Annotated in this window: 18 protein-coding genes and 1 other annotated feature; of the genes, 16 read left to right on the top strand and 2 right to left on the bottom strand. The window is 28.8% G+C overall.

All coding sequences use genetic code 11. The features are described from left to right. Nucleotides 1-82 precede the first annotated feature (82 nt). From ACN6I1_RS08595 to ACN6I1_RS08545, 11 genes are all read left to right on the top strand, one after another. Nucleotides 83-2065: a GTP-binding protein gene (locus ACN6I1_RS08595; protein WP_419741626.1), complete on the top strand. Its 1983-nt coding sequence runs from the start codon at nucleotides 83-85 to the stop codon at nucleotides 2063-2065. A gap of 86 nt (nucleotides 2066-2151) precedes the next feature. Next, nucleotides 2152-2775: a double zinc ribbon domain-containing protein gene (locus ACN6I1_RS08590; RefSeq protein ID WP_419741625.1), complete on the top strand. Its 624-nt coding sequence runs from the start codon at nucleotides 2152-2154 to the stop codon at nucleotides 2773-2775. Then, nucleotides 2747-3058: a DUF2752 domain-containing protein gene (locus tag ACN6I1_RS08585; RefSeq protein ID WP_416389366.1), complete on the top strand. Its 312-nt coding sequence runs from the start codon at nucleotides 2747-2749 to the stop codon at nucleotides 3056-3058. Before ACN6I1_RS08590 ends, ACN6I1_RS08585 begins: the two co-directional genes overlap by 29 nt. 141 nt (nucleotides 3059-3199) lie before the next feature. After that, nucleotides 3200-4294 carry a ComEC/Rec2 family competence protein gene (locus ACN6I1_RS08580; RefSeq protein ID WP_419741624.1) on the top strand — a complete coding sequence of 365 codons (1095 nt, stop codon included), beginning with the start codon at nucleotides 3200-3202 and terminating at the stop codon, nucleotides 4292-4294. A gap of 103 nt (nucleotides 4295-4397) precedes the next feature. Further along, nucleotides 4398-4673: a hypothetical protein gene (locus ACN6I1_RS08575; RefSeq protein ID WP_021433338.1), complete on the top strand. Its 276-nt coding sequence runs from the start codon at nucleotides 4398-4400 to the stop codon at nucleotides 4671-4673. A 128-nt stretch (nucleotides 4674-4801) separates the two neighbouring features. Further along, nucleotides 4802-5002 carry a cold-shock protein gene (locus tag ACN6I1_RS08570; protein WP_021431086.1) on the top strand — a complete coding sequence of 67 codons (201 nt, stop codon included), beginning with the start codon at nucleotides 4802-4804 and terminating at the stop codon, nucleotides 5000-5002. A 212-nt stretch (nucleotides 5003-5214) separates the two neighbouring features. Further along, nucleotides 5215-6519, top strand: coding sequence for a Na+/H+ antiporter family protein (locus ACN6I1_RS08565; protein WP_148550167.1), 1305 nt, complete (start codon nucleotides 5215-5217; stop codon nucleotides 6517-6519). Nucleotides 6520-6812: 293 nt separating this feature from the next. Further along, the gene (locus ACN6I1_RS08560) at nucleotides 6813-8735 is read left to right on the top strand and encodes an OPT family oligopeptide transporter (protein WP_278548315.1); all 1923 of its coding nucleotides are present in this window, start codon (nucleotides 6813-6815) and stop codon (nucleotides 8733-8735) included. Then, nucleotides 8725-9069 carry a PqqD family protein gene (locus ACN6I1_RS08555; RefSeq protein ID WP_419741623.1) on the top strand — a complete coding sequence of 115 codons (345 nt, stop codon included), beginning with the start codon at nucleotides 8725-8727 and terminating at the stop codon, nucleotides 9067-9069. The genes ACN6I1_RS08560 and ACN6I1_RS08555 overlap by 11 nt, the downstream gene beginning before the upstream one ends. A 172-nt stretch (nucleotides 9070-9241) precedes the next feature. After that, nucleotides 9242-11167 (top strand): OPT family oligopeptide transporter, encoded by a 1926-nt coding sequence (locus ACN6I1_RS08550; protein WP_419741622.1) that lies wholly within the window; start codon nucleotides 9242-9244, stop codon nucleotides 11165-11167. Further along, nucleotides 11157-11501 carry a PqqD family protein gene (locus ACN6I1_RS08545; RefSeq protein ID WP_419741621.1) on the top strand — a complete coding sequence of 115 codons (345 nt, stop codon included), beginning with the start codon at nucleotides 11157-11159 and terminating at the stop codon, nucleotides 11499-11501. The genes ACN6I1_RS08550 and ACN6I1_RS08545 overlap by 11 nt, the downstream gene beginning before the upstream one ends. A 50-nt stretch (nucleotides 11502-11551) precedes the next feature. Here the strand turns inward: ACN6I1_RS08545 and ACN6I1_RS08540 are convergent, their stop codons facing one another. Further along, a complete protein-coding gene (locus tag ACN6I1_RS08540) occupies nucleotides 11552-12157 on the bottom strand; it encodes a superoxide dismutase (RefSeq protein WP_021433332.1) in 606 nt (201 codons plus the stop codon). Between the two features lie 231 nt (nucleotides 12158-12388). On the opposite strand from ACN6I1_RS08540, the gene ACN6I1_RS08535 reads away from it, so the two are divergent. Then, nucleotides 12389-13102, top strand: coding sequence for a M48 family metallopeptidase (locus ACN6I1_RS08535; protein ID WP_419741620.1), 714 nt, complete (start codon nucleotides 12389-12391; stop codon nucleotides 13100-13102). Nucleotides 13103-13166: 64 nt separating this feature from the next. Continuing rightward, nucleotides 13167-13419 (top strand) — a binding site (T-box leader). Nucleotides 13420-13502: 83 nt separating this feature from the next. Further along, nucleotides 13503-14816 (top strand): Na+/H+ antiporter NhaC family protein, encoded by a 1314-nt coding sequence (locus tag ACN6I1_RS08530; RefSeq protein WP_419741619.1) that lies wholly within the window; start codon nucleotides 13503-13505, stop codon nucleotides 14814-14816. An 82-nt stretch (nucleotides 14817-14898) separates the two neighbouring features. On the opposite strand, the gene ACN6I1_RS08525 is transcribed toward ACN6I1_RS08530, so the two are convergent. Next, nucleotides 14899-15246, bottom strand: coding sequence for a hypothetical protein (locus tag ACN6I1_RS08525; protein ID WP_419741618.1), 348 nt, complete (start codon nucleotides 15244-15246; stop codon nucleotides 14899-14901). Between the two features lie 205 nt (nucleotides 15247-15451). Between ACN6I1_RS08525 and ACN6I1_RS08520 the strand changes: the two genes are divergently transcribed. Genes ACN6I1_RS08520 through ACN6I1_RS08510 form a run of 3 tightly spaced genes read left to right on the top strand, consistent with a single transcriptional unit; the run spans nucleotide 15452 to nucleotide 17936 of the window. Beyond that, entirely contained in the window at nucleotides 15452-15670 is a 219-nt protein-coding gene (locus ACN6I1_RS08520) for a FeoA family protein (RefSeq protein WP_419741617.1), read from the top strand. A 20-nt stretch (nucleotides 15671-15690) separates the two neighbouring features. After that, nucleotides 15691-17595: a ferrous iron transport protein B gene (gene feoB / locus ACN6I1_RS08515; RefSeq protein ID WP_419741616.1), complete on the top strand. Its 1905-nt coding sequence runs from the start codon at nucleotides 15691-15693 to the stop codon at nucleotides 17593-17595. 17 nt (nucleotides 17596-17612) lie between these two features. Beyond that, nucleotides 17613-17936, top strand: coding sequence for a DUF2325 domain-containing protein (locus ACN6I1_RS08510; RefSeq protein ID WP_021433326.1), 324 nt, complete (start codon nucleotides 17613-17615; stop codon nucleotides 17934-17936). Nucleotides 17937-18125 lie beyond the last annotated feature (189 nt).

The following is an 18125-nucleotide window of genomic DNA, read 5'->3' as shown; positions in this document are numbered from 1 at the left end:
GCTACTTCAAAATAGTTATAAAAATATTTTTGAAGAGCCTTTTTTACTTTAATATAAAAATTATTGTTCTTAGGAGGAATAAATGAAAAAAACTATAGGAGTAGTAGCTCATGTAGATGCAGGTAAAACTACATTTTGTGAGCAAGTTTTATATCACACAAAATCAATTAAAAATAGAGGAAGAGTAGATGATAAAAACACTTTTTTAGATAATCATGAAATAGAAAAACAAAGAGGTATAACTATATTTTCTGAACAAGGAAAATTTTATTTTAATGGATCAAGTTATAATTTGATAGATACTCCAGGTCATATAGATTTTTCACCAGAGATGGAAAGGTCTATAAGGATAATGGATTATGCAGTTGTAATAATAAGTGCTGTAGAAAAAGTTCAAGTACACACTAAAACTGTATTTAGGCTATTAAAAAAACATAGAGTTCCTATTTTTTTATTTATAAATAAAATTGATAGAAGTGGTATTGATGCAGAACTTTTATTAAGCGATATTAAATCAAAACTAACTGAAAATGCTGTGGATTTAAGTGATAAATTAAAGATAGACGGAAGCGATATAACATTAAGTGAAGAGTTAATTGAATTTATAGCTGAAAGTGATGAAGAACTAATTGAAAGATATTTAAATAATGATTATGATGAAAAAATATGGATATATAAGTTGAAAGAAAAAATAAAAAAGTGTGAGATATACCCTATATTGAGAGGTTCTGCCCTTCATGATATAGGAATACAGGAATTTTTAGAAAAGCTTGATTTATTAACTTATACGGAATACAAAAATGATGAAGATTTTATAGGGAAAGTTTATAAAGTAAAGTATGATGAGAGTAGAAAGAGAATAACGTATGTAAAAGCTATTAGAGGTAAAATGAAAGTAAAAGATGAAATTTCATATATTGTAGATGGTGATATACATACTGAAAAAATTAATAGCATTAGAATATATAATTCTAATAAGTTTGAAAGTATTAATGAAGTTGAAGCAGGTCAAATTTTTGGAGTTGAGGGTTTAAGCAATGCAAATCCAGGAGCTGCTTTGTATAAAAATTTTTCAAGTGATTTTTATGAAGTCGATTGTGAATTAGATATGGTACCTACATTAACTTCAAAAGTTATGTTTGATAAAAGTTTAAATGTAAAAGAAGTTTTGAGTATTTTCCAAATTTTACAGAATGAAGAACCTTCTTTGAATATAGTATGGAATGAAAGTTTAAAACAAATACAAGTAAATATAATGGGGGAAATTCAATTAGAGGTTTTAAAGGAAATTTTAAAAAGTAGATTTGGTTTAAATATTGATTTTGGGAAAAGTGAAATATTATATAAAGAAACTGTAAAAGAAAAAACAATAGGATATGGGCATTTCGAGCCATTAGGTCATTATGCTGAAGTACAATTAATTATAGAACCTGGAATGCGAAATAGTGGAATTAACTTTAAAAGCATTGCACATCCAGATAATTTAAATCAAGGGCATCAAAACCTAGTTAAAACACATATATTTGAAAAAGAACATAATGGAGTTTTAGGTGGTTATCCTATAACAGATATTGAAGTTACTTTGATTACTGGAAGAGCTCATAACAAACATACTAGTGGAGGTGACTTTAGACAAGCTACTTTAAGAGCATTAAGGCAAGGTCTAGAACAAGTTGAAAATGAAATATTAGAGCCTTTTTATAAATTTAAAATAGAAGTAGGTCATGAATATATAGGTAGGGTAATTTCAGATATACAAAAAATGAATGGCGAATTTAATAACCCTATAATAAGTGACGATATTTGTACAATAGAAGGTAGAGGGCCTGTTGCCAAGTTAATGGATTATCCGATAGAAATCATTAGTTTTAGCAAAGGTAGTGGAAGTATTGTATTTATATTTGATGGATATGATGTATGTCATAATGAAAGTGAAGTAATTCTCAACAAAGAATATGACAAAGATAGAGATGCTGAATATACGTCGAATTCTATATTTTGTTCAAAGGGAGAAAGTTATACGATAAAAGGAAAAGATGCGAAAGAATTTATGCATTGTCTATAAAAAAGATTTTATTACAAGAATATAATATGATAGTAATCAATATAATATAGAAGTTTTAAAGCTTAAATATTAGGGGGGGATTATTATTGTATTGTAAGAACTGTGGAAATGAACTAAAAGAAAATGCTAGTATATGTGTAGATTGTGGAGTTTCTATAGGCAAAGGAAATAAATTTTGTAAATTTTGTGGAAATGAAGTAAATGAAGATTCAAAGTTTTGTATAAGTTGTGGAAATGAATTGAATAAGCCTTATATACCTAAAATTAAGGATTGTATTAATCGAAAAATATATTGTAGAAACTGTGCAAATGAAATGGATTATGAGTCATCTATTTGTACTAAATGTGGAGTAAAAAGGGGTGGAGGGAATTCATATTGTTATGCATGTGGGAAAGAAACTGATGAAAAGGCAGACATATGTGTTCACTGTGGAGTAGAACTCAAAAAAAGATTTTCAGTAGCCAATATAAAAGGAACAAAGAGTAAATTAATGGCTGTAATTTTATGTATATTATTTGGAACTATGGGAATACACAGGTTCTATGTAGGAGATAATACTGAAGGATTTATTTTACTAGCATTAACTTTAGGCGGGATTGTAACGTGTGGAATAACTACTATAATTAGTGGGATTTGGGTAATTGTTGATTTGATTTTTATAATAATAGATAAAATAACAGATGAGAATGGCGAACCACTTCAATGGTAAAATAATTAGACTTTTAGTATACATTTTTATAATTGCAATAATATACTTAATTCCAATTAGCTATATAGAAAGTAGAAGTTTTTGTTTATGGTATAACTTATTTGAAATAAAATGTTTTGGATGTGGAATGACTAGAGCTTTTTTTAATTTATCCAGATTAAATATAAAAAGAGCTATAAATTATAATTATATGATTATTTTGATTATTGTCCCAATATATTTAATTTTGAAAGATATATTAAATATATTAAAGTGTGAATTAAAAAAAATAAATAGAAAGTGAAAGCATGTAGTTGATAACTATATGCTTTTTTTTGTAATTAATCAACAGTTGCGTTTATTGAGGTAAATTTAATTTATATTGTTACCCATAATCTATATGTTACAATATTATACAGTAAAGATTATAAAAAAAGGAGAATGTATGAAAAGGTATAAAAAAATACAAAAAGTAGCAATATTTATTGTTTTATTTATTGCAATTATATTTACATCAGGGTGTCAAAGTGAGAATTTAAAGGAAGTTAAAAATGAAACACAGGTAAAGTCTTATGAATCAGATAATAAATCACAATCGGAAATACACTTTATAGATACTGGAAATAGTGATGCTATACTTATAAAACAAGGAGACAAATCAGCACTTATAGATGGTGGAGATAATGATGATGAAGGAAGAGTTGTAGAATATCTGAAAAAATCAGGAATAAAAGAACTTGAATATGTATTTGCTACACATCCTCATGCAGATCATATTGGAGGACTTGATGCAGTTATAAACTCAATACCAGTAAAAAATGTTTATGTAAGTAATGGAGATGCAAATACAAAAACATATAGAGATTTTATAGAAGCTATTGCAAACAAAGGAATATATCCTAGTGTACCTTTGTTAAATAGCGAGTTTGATTTAGGAACGTCAAAGTTTAAAGTTTTATCAGTTGCAAATACAGACGATCCAAATAACAATTCTATAGTTCTTGAATATATAAATGGGAATGATAAAATATTATTAATGGGAGATGCGGAATCTGAAATAGAATCAAAAATAAATACTGAAGATGTAGATTTATTAAAAGTTGGGCATCACGGTTCTCATAGCAGTACAACAAAATCTTTTTTAGATAAGGTATCCCCAGAATATGCAGTTATAATGGTAGGTAAGGATAATAAATATGGACATCCACATAAAGAAACCATGGAGAAGTTGAAACAAGAAAATATTGAAGTACATCGAAGTGATGAGTGTGGGAATATAGTTGCTATATCTACTGGAGATGGATTAAAAATTGATTGTGCAAAAGGTAGTTATAAAAGTGGAAGTGATAAGGGGTATTCAAATAATAACCCAGGAAATATAAATAGCAATAGTTTAAAAGAAGAAAAAGTATATTGGACGCCAAATGGTAAGTCATATCACACAACTAGTAAATGTACAACTTTGAGTAGAAGCAAAAACATACTTTCAGGAACGATAAAAGAGTCGGGGAAACTTGATCCATGTGATTCTTGTCACTAATTAATATGAAATAATAATTGAAGTATTTAGTTATTATTGATATATTATATTAAGAAAAAATTAAATATATATTTAGACGCTAGGGCTAGCATCAGGAGGAAATATGATTGATATAACAGAATTAAAATTTGAATTTAGACAACAAGGAGAAGCTCACAAAGTTGATTTTGTAGGTCTTTGCCATATAACAGAAGATCTTTTATGGTTTTGTGAAGAAAGCAATGCTATAGTTTTTGGATTTGAAGATGATAGTGAGTATAAATTAGTTATTAATGAAGATACAGAATATGAGGATATACAAGAGTTCTTTGACAATATAGGAGAAGATCAATGTATATCAGATAGTATAAATATAAAACTTTTAAATTATAGAAATTAAAAAAAATTTAAAAAAAGTGTATACATTTTTAAAATAAGTGGTATAATAAGTAGTACAGTGATTAAAGAATTACTGATTTAAATAAATGGAGTTAAAAACTTCATGTAGGTATTTAGGAGAACATTTCAATGACTAATGGAATAGTAAAATGGTTTAATAGTGAAAAAGGATTTGGATTCATATCTGTAGAAGGTGGAGATGATGTATTCGCTCATTTCTCAGCTATACAAAGAGACGGATTCAAAACTTTAGAAGAAGGTCAAAAAGTAAGCTTTAATATAGTTGAAGGTGCTAGAGGTCCTCAAGCAGAAAACATAACTATATTATAATTATAGATTGTCTAAAAAAAATTCTCTCGTATGAGAGAATTTTTTTTGTCAATAATTAAAATAATTTTAAAATATATGTAATCTTAAGAAATTTTTTTGTTTACAAAAACTTAACAAAAACATAACAAATTAGCATATAATTATTTCAAAGGTTAAATTCTGAAAAATTTTAATATATAAAAGATTTTAACTTAATAAAGGGGGATTTTTATATGGAGTTTTTTAATCCAGTAGTAATTTCTATTGCTGTGATGATTGTACTTTGTTTGTTTAAGTTTAATGTTTTTTTATCAATTATTGTAGCAGCCATAGTTGCTGGGGTTTTTTCTGGGATGTCTTTAAGTGACACCATGACTACTTTAGTAGGTGGAATGGGTGGAAATGCAGAAACTGCCTTAAGTTACATATTACTAGGAGCCTTGGCTGTAGCTGTAAGTAAAACAGGACTAGCATCAATTCTAGCAAAAAAAATATCTCAGGTAGTTAAGGACAAAAAAATTACACTAATCTTATTAATAGCATTCATATCATGTTTTTCTCAAAATCTTATTCCAGTTCATATAGCATTTATACCAATATTAATACCATCATTATTATCACTTATGAATAAATTAAAAATTGATAGAAGGGCAGTTGCATGTGCACTAACATTTGGTCTTAAAACACCGTACATTGCAATACCAGTTGGCTTTGGATTGATTTTCCAAAACATTATAAGAGATCAAATGATAGCCAATGGAATAGATACAACTACTAATATGGTTACAGGCGTAATGTGGATACCTGCAATTGGTATGATTTTAGGTTTGCTAGTAGCTGTATTTATAACATATAGAAAACCTAGAGATTATAAAGATGTGAAAATTGAAGGGTTAGAAGAAAATCAAATTGACGAAAAAATGACAACTAAACACTGGTGTGCACTTTTAGGGGCTATAACTGCATTTGTAGTTCAAATTCTAACTGGATCACTACCACTTGGAGGGTTATGCGCTATAATAGTATTATTTGTTACTAAAGCTATTAAATTTAGTGAAATAGATGAGTTAGTTGATGGGGGAATAAAAATGATGGGCCTTATAGCATTTATAATGCTTGTAGCAGCAGGGTATGCAAGTGTTCTTAGAGAAACAGGGCAAGTGGAGACGTTAGTAGCATCTGTGTCTGGAATAGTTGGAAATAGCAAGTTCATAGGAGCTTTAATTATGCTTTTAGTAGGACTATTAGTAACTATGGGAATAGGAAGTTCATTTGGAACTTTACCGATAATAGCAGCTATTTATTGTCCATTAGGTATTAGTTTAGGATTTAGTATTCCAGCTATAATTTTATTAATAGGAGTTGCTGGAGCTTTGGGAGATGCAGGGTCGCCAGCATCAGACAGCACACTAGGACCTACAGCAGGTCTTAATGTAGATAAACAGCATGATCATATTTGGGATACTTGTGTTCCTACATTTTTGCATTATAATATACCACTATTGATATTTGGATTAATAGGAGCAATGATATTATAATTTATAAAAACTAGTCATATGACTAGTTTTTTTTATGTAAATTTAAGATTTATACAAATAATGTATAAAATAGAAATTAAAGTGCAAATTATTATATAAATAATAATTTAAATTTAATAGTAAAAGATGATCATATTAGAAAATAAAATTTCGTTTGATTTTATTGAAGTTTCACAATTTAAAGATATGTTAAAAAAATTTAACAAAAAATACTATTAAAAATTTAAAAAATTGAGCGAATTTTGTAAAAATATGATATAATCGATTTAGTTAAAAAAAGGAAGGTGAAATAAATGAGCAAAAAACTGTCTAAAGAAGCATATGGAGGGATACATGGAAAAGACTATGTACCTTACATAACAGACAAATCAAAAACAGGTGCAAACGTTGCTGTATTAATTATAGGTATTCTTTTAGCAACTATATTCGCAGCATCTACAGCATATTCAGGTATGAAGGCAGGACTTACAGTTGCAGCTGGTATACCGGGGTCTATAATAGGATCAGCATTTATTGCAGCATTTGCTAGTGGAAAAGGTATTCTAGGAAAAAACATAGTACAAGGTATGGCAAGTGGTGGGGAATCAGTTGCTAGTGGTATGATTTTCGTTTTACCAGCTATATTACTAATAGGTAGCCAAGTTAGCTTCCTAGAAGGATTAGCAGTGGGAGTAGGTGGAGTTCTATTTGGTATAGGAGTTTCATCACTTGTTTATAACTATTTAATAATAGAAGAACATGGAAAACTTATGTACCCAGAATCAATGGCTATATGCGAAACACTTGTAGCATCAGATGCAGGTGGAGATTCAATGAAGTACATGGGAATTGGATTTGGAATAAGTGGTATTATAACAGTATTAACAGGGTCATTCTTAAATGTAACAAATAATGTAATAAGCTTTATAGGAAGCAAATTCTATAAATATAAGTTCGAAGTTGAAGTTAACCCATTACTTTTAGGTATAGGGTTTATAGTAGGACTTGAAGTATCTTTAACAATGTTTGCTGGTTCTATATTAGCAAACTTTGGTATAACACCATTAATATCTTACTTTACTGAAATGGCAGGAGAAGGGGCTAATGTTTGGAATAACTCTTCAATGGCTATAAGTCAAATGGGAGTAAATGATATAGGTGGTAACTATGTAAAATACATAGGAGCAGGTATGATGCTTTGTGGAGGTATAATAGGAGCAGTAAAACTTATACCAACTATAATAGCATCAGTTCAAGAAACTATGAAAGCTAAATCATCTAATGATGGAGAAGGAAGCTCGGCTCTTCAAACTATAATATTATTAGGTGGAATAGTAATAGCATTTGTAGCAGGATTCATTATATCTGGAAGTGTAACAATGGCAATAGTTGGAGCTATAGCGTCAGTATTATTAGCTGGATTATTCGTTATAGTTGCAGGACGTTTAACAGGAACAATAGGAACATCAAACTTACCAGTATCTGGTATGACAATAGCATCTTTAGTTATATTAACTTTAGTGTTTGTTATAATGGGATGGAAAGGTCAAGCAGATAATAAATCATTATTACTATTTGGTACGTTTATAGTAGTTTCTATAGCTATAGCTGGTGGATATAGCCAATCTCAAAAGGTTACTTATATCATAGGTGGAAGCAAGAGTGAAATGCAAAAATATTTCACAATAGCTGGTATAGTAGGGGTAATAGTTGTTGTTGGAACAATATTATTACTTTCAAACCAACTTACAATAACAGGAGATAATCCTCCATTTGCATTACCTCAAGCAAACTTAATGTCAACATTGACATCAGGAATAATGTCAGGTCAATTACCTTGGGTTATGATAATTGTTGGAGTATTCATGGCAATAGTTTTATACTTCCTAGGATTACCAATAATGACAGTTGCAATCGGATTCTACTTACCAATAGCAACAACTTCTATAATATTAGTAGGAGCATTAATCCGTGTATTTGTTGAAAAAACTTCTAAATCTGAACAAGAAAAAGAAGGTAAAGTTTCAAATGGTATAAGTTTATCATCAGGACTTGTAGCAGGAGGATCTATAATAGGATTAATAGGTATAATATTACAAGTAACAGGTGTTATAAAGAGTGCAGGACCAAGTGGATTTGCAGCTGGAAACATGATGGCAGTAATATTACTAGTAGTATTAGTAGTATGCACTGCATTGCCGATTGTATCATCTAAGGTTAAGAATAATGAAAAATAATGAAGATGTTTTAAATTTAGTCTTTAAAAAAAATGAAAATATAGAGTATAAAGTAAATGATAATGGCATAGTGGCTATACAAGAAAAACAAGATCATAAGATTCAAAGAGTTTTTAGAAAATTAAGATTTAAAATTCCTATGTATAAAAATATAGAACTTGATGAATATGGTAGTTTTATATTCTTGCAAGTTGATGGAAATAAAAATGTTAAAGAGTTAGGTGAGATTTTAGAATCAAAATATGGAGAAGAATCACATCCTCTTTATGAACGACTACTTTTATTTCTAAATCACATTGAAGTAAATTGTCATTACATTGAAAAAGTAAAATAAATAAGTAATAGAGTTAACTAAATAGTTAACTCTATTTTTTTGCAAAAAACAGAAAAATCTAAAAAAAATGTCGAATTTGAATAGTTTTAATAAAGTTAAAATTCTAAAAAAGTTAGATTTCAAAATATTGTGGTATAATGAGTTTAATCAAACAAAAGGATGGTGAAATTTAATGAGTAAAAAATTACCTAAAGAGGCTTACGGGGGCGTATCAGGCAAAGATTATGTACCCTATGTAACAGACAAGTCTAAAACAGGTGCAAACATGGCAGTACTTATAATTGGTATTGTTTTAGCAGTTGTTTTTGCAGCGTCTACAGCATACTCAGGTATGAAAGCAGGACTTACAGTTGCAGCTGGTATACCTGGATCTATAATCGGGTCAGCATTTATAGCAGCTTTCGCTAAAGGAAAAGGTATTCTAGGAAAGAATATAGTACAAGGTATGGCAAGTGGTGGAGAATCAGTTGCTAGTGGTATGATATTTGTACTACCTGCTATTTTATTAATAGGTAGCCAAGTGACATTTTTAGAAGGATTTGTTGTAGGAGTAGGTGGAGTTCTATTTGGGATAGGAGTTTCATCACTTGTTTACAATTATTTAATAATTGAAGAACATGGAAAGCTTATGTATCCAGAATCAATGGCTATATGCGAGACACTTGTAGCATCAGATGCAGGTGGAGACTCAATGAAATACATGGGAATTGGATTTGGAATAAGTGGTATTATAACAGTATTAACAGGATCATTCTTAAATGTAGCTAACAATGTAATAAGTTTTATAGGTGATAAGTTTTATAAGTGTAAATTTGAAGTAGAGGTTAACCCACTACTTTTAGGTATAGGATTTATAGTAGGTCTTGAAGTTGCATTAACTATGTTTGCAGGATCTTTATTATCTCACTTTGGAATAATGCCTTTAATAGGATACTTCACTGATTTAGCAGGAGAAGGAGCTAAAGTATGGAACGATCCTTCAATGCCTATAAATCAAATGGGTGTAAATGATATAGCTGGTAACTATGTAAAATACATAGGAGCTGGTATGATGCTTTGCGGAGGTATAATAGGAGCAATAAAACTTATACCAACTATAATAGCATCTGTTAAAGAAACAATGAATGCTAAATCTTCATCAGCTGAGGGAGAAGGAAGTACTACTCTTCAAACAATGATATTATTAGGTGGAATAGTAGTTGCAGTTATAGGAGCATTTTTAGTTTCAGGAAGTATTGCGATGGCAATTGTTGGAGCAATAGTTTCAATAGTTTTAGCTGCATTATTTGTTATAGTTGCAGGACGTTTAACAGGAACAATAGGAACATCAAACTTACCAGTATCTGGTATGACAATAGCATCTTTAGTTATAGCAACATTAGTATTCGTTATAATGGGATGGAGTGGACAAGCAGATAATAAATCATTATTATTATTTGGTACATTTATAGTTGTATCTATATCAGTAGCTGGAGGATATAACCAATCTCAAAAAGTTACTTACATAATAGGTGGTAATAAAAGTGAAATGCAAAAATATTTTGCAATAGCAGGTATAGTAGGTGTAATAGTTGTTGTTGGTACAACAATATTACTTTCTAACCAACTTGTAGTTACAGGGGATAATCCTCCATTTGCATTACCTCAAGCAAACTTAATATCAACACTTACTTCAGGAATAATGTCAGGGCAATTACCTTGGGTTATGATAATTGTTGGAGTGTTTATGGCAATAGTTTTATACTTCTTAGATTTACCAATAATGACAGTTGCAATAGGATTCTACTTACCAATAGCAACAACTTCTATAATATTAATAGGAGCATTAATCCGTGTATTTGTTGAAAAAACTTCTAAAGAAGAAAAAGAAAAAGAAGTTAAAGTTTCAAATGGTATAAGTTTATCATCAGGACTTGTAGCAGGAGGATCTATAATAGGTCTAATAGGTATAATACTACAAGTATCAGGTGTTATAAAGAGTGCAGGACCAAGTGGATTTGCATCTGGAAATATGATGGCAATAATACTTTTAATAGTATTAGTAGGACTTACTGCATGGCCAATAATAACATCTAAGGTAAAAAACAATGAAAAATAATGAAGAAGTTTTAAATTTAGTTTTTAAAAAAAGTGAGAATATTGAATATGAAGTAAGTTCTGATGGTATAGTAACTATACTTGAAAAACAAGATCATAAGGTTCAGAACTTTTTTAGAAAATTAAAATTTAAAATTCCTATGTATAAAAAGATGGAATTAGATGAATATGGCAGTTTTATATTCTTACAAATTGATGGTGAAAAAAATGTAGAAGAATTAGGAATAAAATTAGAAGAAAAATATGGAGAAGAATCACACCCTCTGTATGAGAGATTACTTTTATTTTTAAATCACATTGATGTTAACTGTCATTACATTGAAAAAATTGATTAAAAAAGAAGAGGATATCTTAATATTTACTATTAAGATATCCTCTTTTTATATTATGAATTGTAAAGATTTGAAACTTTTTTCCAATCTATTATATTCCATATGTTATTTACATAGTCAGCTCTAAGATTTTGATATTTTAGATAATAAGCATGCTCCCAAACATCAATTGTAAGTATAGGGACTAAACCATCTTGAAGGTTTGTGTCTTGGTTTGATGTAGACTTTATAAATAAATTTTTATTTCTATCCATAAGTAAAGACGCATAACCTGATCCAAATTGCGCTATAGCTTTTTTACTTAATTCATCCTTTAAATTGTCAACATTTCCAAAAGTTTGGTTTATTTTTTCTAGTAAGTTACCTTCTGGAACTAGAGAAGCTTTAGGAGATAGAATTGAAAAATATAAGTTGTGATTATAAACTCCACCACCTTGGTTTATAACTCCTTGTCTAATTTCTTCTGGTAAGTCAGACACATTTTTTAGCAATTCCTCTAAACTTTTTCCATCAAAAATATCTTCATAGCCTTTTAAAAGATTATTTAAATTATTTACATAAGTTTGTAGATGTTTACCATAGTGTATTTCTACAGTTTTAGCATCTATATATGGTTCTAATTCATTAAATTTATATCCTAACTCTATTTTATCATACATTTAAAACACCCCTTTTTATTAGTATAATATATATATTCCCTTAAGTTCAATATATAAACTAATTTAATAAAAATAACCATTATCATTTTTAAGAATAAGTTTTAGCAATATTAAAATTTTACTTTTTATTATATTTATGTAATTATATTATTAAATTAAACAAATTAGAAAATTATATTTTTAGAATTAATAATTGGTAACAATTAAAATCTAGTTGTAAGGAGATAAGTTATGGAAGTGACATTCATGCATAAAAATAGAGAAATAAAATTTAATATAATTTATAGAAAAAGGAAAACGATGAGTCTAGAAATTAAAAGAGATGGGATTATTAATGTAATTGCGCCTAATGGTTTGGACAAAACCTTTATAGTTGATAAAGTAAAAAATAAATCTGATTGGATAATAAAAAAATTAGACGAAATTGAAGTTCTAGATAATAATCGATATATAAGAAGTTATGAAAGTGGAGATATATTTTTATATTTAGGTAATGAGTACATATTAGAAATTTTGGTAGATAAAAGCACAATTGGAACTAGTGTTAGTTTAGAAAATAATAAATTAATAGTTAGATCAAACTCCAATAATAAAGATGTTATACAACGTGCTTTAAAAAATTGGTATACTGATGAAACATTAGGTATTGTTAAAGAAAGAGTAGACTATTATAAGCTCTTTTTTGAAGATACAGTAACCTCTATAAAAATTAAAGATCAGAAGTCAAGATGGGCTAGTTGCACTTATAAAAATGAAATACTATTTAATTTAAGATGTTCTATGATGCCTATACAAATAATTGATTACATAGTTGTACATGAAATGTGCCATATGGAGCATAGAAACCATTCTAAGGACTTTTATTTAGCTGTGGAAAGAATTTTACCGGATTATAAGGAAAGAGTTAAATGGCTAAAAAATAATGGAGTGCGAATGAATTTTTAGAAAATTCTATAAAAATAGTTGACAAAGTATAATAAAGTGTATAATATGTAAAATATAAATAAAATTAAAGGCGAAGAAAAGGAAAGTAACTTTAAGAATACTTTTACAGAGAGCTTTTGTTGGTGAGAAAAAGCAAAGGATATTAAAGTGAAAATGGCCTTGGAGCTGTGTACCGAGATCTTTATGATTTAGGCTACAACGGGTTCACCCGTTACAGTGATAGAGTATAACCAAAATTTTGGCGTACTTGATGAGGTTTGTATTGCGAAATACAAATAAATTAGGATGGTAACACGAATTCAACTCTCGTTCCTAAGATTAAGTTCTTAGGCTCGGGAGTTTTTTTATTCCCAAAATTGAGGTTATGTTAAAACAATAAAAAATGAAGGGAGATTAAACAATGAAAAAAGAAGTAAAAAGAGGTAATCCATTAGCGTTATTACCATTAGGTGTATTTTTAGTATTGTTTGTAGGAAGTGGAATTATAACTGGGGATTTTTATAAGATGCCAGCATTAGTAGCTTTCTTAATTGCAGGAGGTATAGCTTTATTATTTAATAAAAAAGAAAATTTAGAAACTAAGATGAATGTATTTTGTAAAGGTGCAGGAGATACAAATATTATATTAATGGTTATTATATTTTTATTAGCTGGAGCTTTTTCAAGTGTAGCAAAGGCCATGGGTGGGGTTGACTCAACTGTAAATTTAAGTTTATCAATATTACCATCAAATCTTTTAGTAGCAGGATTATTTATTATAGGATGCTTTATATCAATATCTATGGGAACATCAGTTGGGACTATAGCTGCATTAGCACCGATTGCTCTAGGCGTAGCTCAAAAAACTGGCATTCCAGTTCCGTTAGTAATAGGAGCAGTTGTTGGAGGAGCTATGTTTGGAGATAACCTATCGATGATATCAGATACAACGATAGCAGCAGTAAGAACACAGGGATGTGAGTTAAAAGATAAATTTAAAATGAACTTTTTAATAGTGTTACCAGCAGCTATTGCAACAGCTATAATTTTAACAGTAGTAACACTTGGATATGGGAATGTAGCAACTCAATCTTATGAGTATGATATTATAAAAGTTTTACCTTATATATTAGTTTTAGCAGGAGCTTTAATAGGTGTAAATGTATTTGTTTTGCTTGGAGGTGGAATATTATTTGCAGGAGCTGTGGGAATATTTTCTAATTCATTTGGTGTTTTAGGGTTTATAGGTGCTATATCAGAAGGCTTAGGTGGAATGTATGAACTTAGTTTATTAGTAATTGTAGTTGGAGGAGTTGTATCATTAATTAAGTTTAATGGTGGAATTGATTATATACTACATTTCATAACTAGCAAAATAAAAAGTAAGAAAGGTGCAGAGTTTGGAATAGCAGCATTAGTAAGTGTTATAGACTTATGTACTGCTAATAACACAATAGCAATTGTAACAGCAGGACCGCTAGCAAAAGATATAGCTGAAAAATATGATATTGATCCAAGAAAAACAGCTAGTATATTAGATATATTTTCATCATGCTGGCAAGGTGTAATACCTTATGGAGCTCAGCTGTTAACGGCAGCAGGTATAGCGGGAATATCACCAGTTGAAATAATAAAATATCTTTATTATCCAGGATTAATGTTTATTTGTGGAATAGCAGCAATTACTTTCTCACAAGTTGTAGTGAAAAAAAGTAGCTTAAAAGAAAATATATAAATTAGGATAAAATTGTAAAAAGAAGTTAGCTCATAAAATTACTTATCTTGTGCTAACTTCTTTTTAATTTTCATTATAAAAATTATATTTTAGTTAATATAATGGTATTATTTTTGAATTTAATATTATAATCAGCAAATATAACTAAAGTTTCATGAAGTCCGACACTTGAAATAACACCCATTCCTTGTAAAAATGAAATATTAGCCATGCCAGCAATCATAGGGGCAAATCCTATAGAGCCCATAAAGGCTGAATCGGCACTTTTATTTCTTAAGCTGTATTTACATCTATTTCTATCAGAATCTTTTATATTTACGTTATCAAGAACTTTTAATCCTTTTACAATTCTTTTATCAGTTACAGTAATTTTGTTTTCTCTATTTTTTAAAGCTAAATCTAATTCAACTTTTGTATCTGCTGTATGCATAAAAAATTTCCTTTCTAAAATGTAAAATTATAATAATATTATAGCATGAATGTATATACAAACTAATAAGGAAATTAAAAAAATAAAAAATATTAAAAGTTATTGAAAATCATTATCAAGAGTGGTATTATTTAAATATGTGATAATTATTTTCAAATGAAATAATAAAACAAGTGAAAAACGATATTAAAAAGGGGATGGTTTTGTGAATGTAAATAAACTTTCGATAGGAAGTAGTGGAATCGTAGATTATGTATTTGGTGAAAATGATTTCACTAAAAGGTTATTAGCTTTAGGATGTATAGAAGGGACTAAAATTACTGTGAAAAAAGTAGCTCCATTAGGAGATCCAATTATAGTGAACTTTAGGGGATTTGATATAGCTTTAAGAAAAAGAGAAGCTGAATATATAAAAATAAAATAGCATTACAGGGGGATTTAATTATGATTAATGTAGCATTGGTTGGTAATCCTAACGTTGGGAAAACTACTGTATTTAATGCAATAACTGGTCTTAGTCAAAAAGTTGGGAATTGGCCGGGCGTTACGATAGAAAAAAGAGAAGGGCATTTTGGAAAAAATATAAATATTGTAGATTTGCCAGGAATTTATGCAATGGATACTTTTTCTAATGAAGAAAAAATATCTAAAAACTACTTAGATGAAGAAAATGTTGATGTAATAGTAAATGTAGTTGATGCAGCTAATTTATCAAGAAACTTATACTTAACAACGCAGCTTATGAAATACAATAAGCCTATAGTAATAATTTTAAATATGGTAGATATGGCAAATGCAAAGGGCATAAAAATCGATCATGAAAAGCTTGAAAAAGAACTTGGAGTAAAGATAGTTCCTATGATAGCAAAGAAAAAAGTTAATGGTGATATTCTTGAAAAAGTCATTTTAGAGAGTTCTAAATCGTTAGTTATATATAAAGAATATCCACATGAAGAATATAAGACCTATAAAGAATTAGAAAAATCGTTAAGTAAATGTATAAGAACTGAAAATGACAATAAGAAAAATTTAAGTGATAAAATTGATGACATAGTTTTAAATCCTATACTGGCATATCCAATATTTATAGGACTATTATATACCTTATTTAAATTTACTTTTGATTGGGTAGGAGGACCATTACAAGAATTTTCAGCAGGAGCAATAGAAACGTACATACAAGGGCCTGTAAGTGAGTTGATAGCAAATTCAAGTCCGTGGTTTTACTCTTTAATAGTAGATGGAATTATAGGTGGTCTTGGTGGAGCACTACCATTTTTCCCATTAATATTTGTACTATTTTTAGGTATAACACTACTTGAAGATAGTGGGTATATGTCAAGAATAGCATTTTTAATGGATAAAGTTATGGTAAAAGTTGGACTATCGGGAAAAACGTTTATTCCTATGGTTATGGGGCTTGGATGTTCTTCACCAGCTATAATGGCAACGAGAACATTAGATAGTGAACAAGATAGAAAAATAACTGCTCTTATAGCTCCATTAATGACTTGCGGAGCGAAGTTGCCTATATATGCAATGTTTGTTTCTATATTTTTCCCTAAAAATGCAGCTTTAGTTACAACATCTCTATATTTAATAGGAATAATAGTAGCTATATTTGTAGCTTTATTTATAACTAGAAGTCAAAACTCATACTCAACTTCACCATTTATAATAGAACTTCCGAAGTATTCTATGCCTACAGTTAGCCAGTTACTTAAAAATACTTGGAATAAATCAAAAGGATTTTTAGTAAGAGTGTGTACTATAATGTTTGCAATGTCTATTGTTATATGGGCATTATCATCATTTAATTTTAGTGGATTTACATCTGAAATAAATGAAAGTTTTCTAGCAACTCTTGGAGGATTGGTAGCGCCTATATTTGCACCGCTTGGGTTTGGAGATTGGAGAGCAGGAGTTTCTATATTAACTGGACTTTCAGCTAAAGAAATAGTTGTTGCTACAATGGAAATTTTATATGGAGATCTAAATATGGTTCTTCCTACAATGTTTACAACTGTAACTGCATATGGATTTTTAGTATTTAGTGCACTTTACACTCCTTGTATAGCAGCACTTGCAACTATGCAAAAAGAGTATGGGACTAAGATGACTTTAGTATCATTTTTATATCAATTCTTTATTGCATGGGTAGGAGCATTTTATGTATACCAAATAGGTACATTAATCACTACAGGAGTTGTTATTGAAAATATAATGTCACTAATTATAGGAACTATAATTATATTTGCAATAGGAATGATTATATTTAAAAAACTACAAAAAACAAATTTAAATAAAGAAGTAGATGTAAAATCTAAGCTAAAAGCTGTTATTCAATAAAGGAAGAAGGTGAACTTATGAGTGTGCTAGTTTTAGGTGGACATGAATGTATGGAGAAAGATTATAAAAGTCTTTTACGTGAAAAAGGTTATAATACGAAAATATATACAAAAATGCCATCTGGTCTTAAAAAAAGAATTGGGAATCCAGATGCTATAGTTTTATTAATGTCAACGATATCTCATAGTATGGCAGAACTTGCAATAAGAGATGCTAAAAGGAAAAAAATACCTGTTATAAAAGTTAAAAACAGTAGCAAAGAAGCTTTTTATGATTGTATAAAAGATATTGATAAATGTATCGGAGATTGTAGTCAATGTAACTTAAAATGTAGAAGCTAGTCAATATGACTAGCTTTTTATCTTTTCTATAATTATAAAAACTATGTATTTAATATGAATTTTAACAAGTTAACAAATTAAAATAAAGTTAGAAAAAATACTATCTTTTTACCAAATATTGGTATAATATATAAAATATAATTATAAATAAATCTATAAATTAAGGGAAATATAGATTATTTTTATATA

The organism is Paraclostridium dentum, assembly GCF_048568265.1.
Lineage (GTDB): Bacteria > Bacillota > Clostridia > Peptostreptococcales > Peptostreptococcaceae > Paraclostridium > Paraclostridium dentum.
This window is presented reverse-complemented; position numbering and strand designations above follow the sequence as displayed.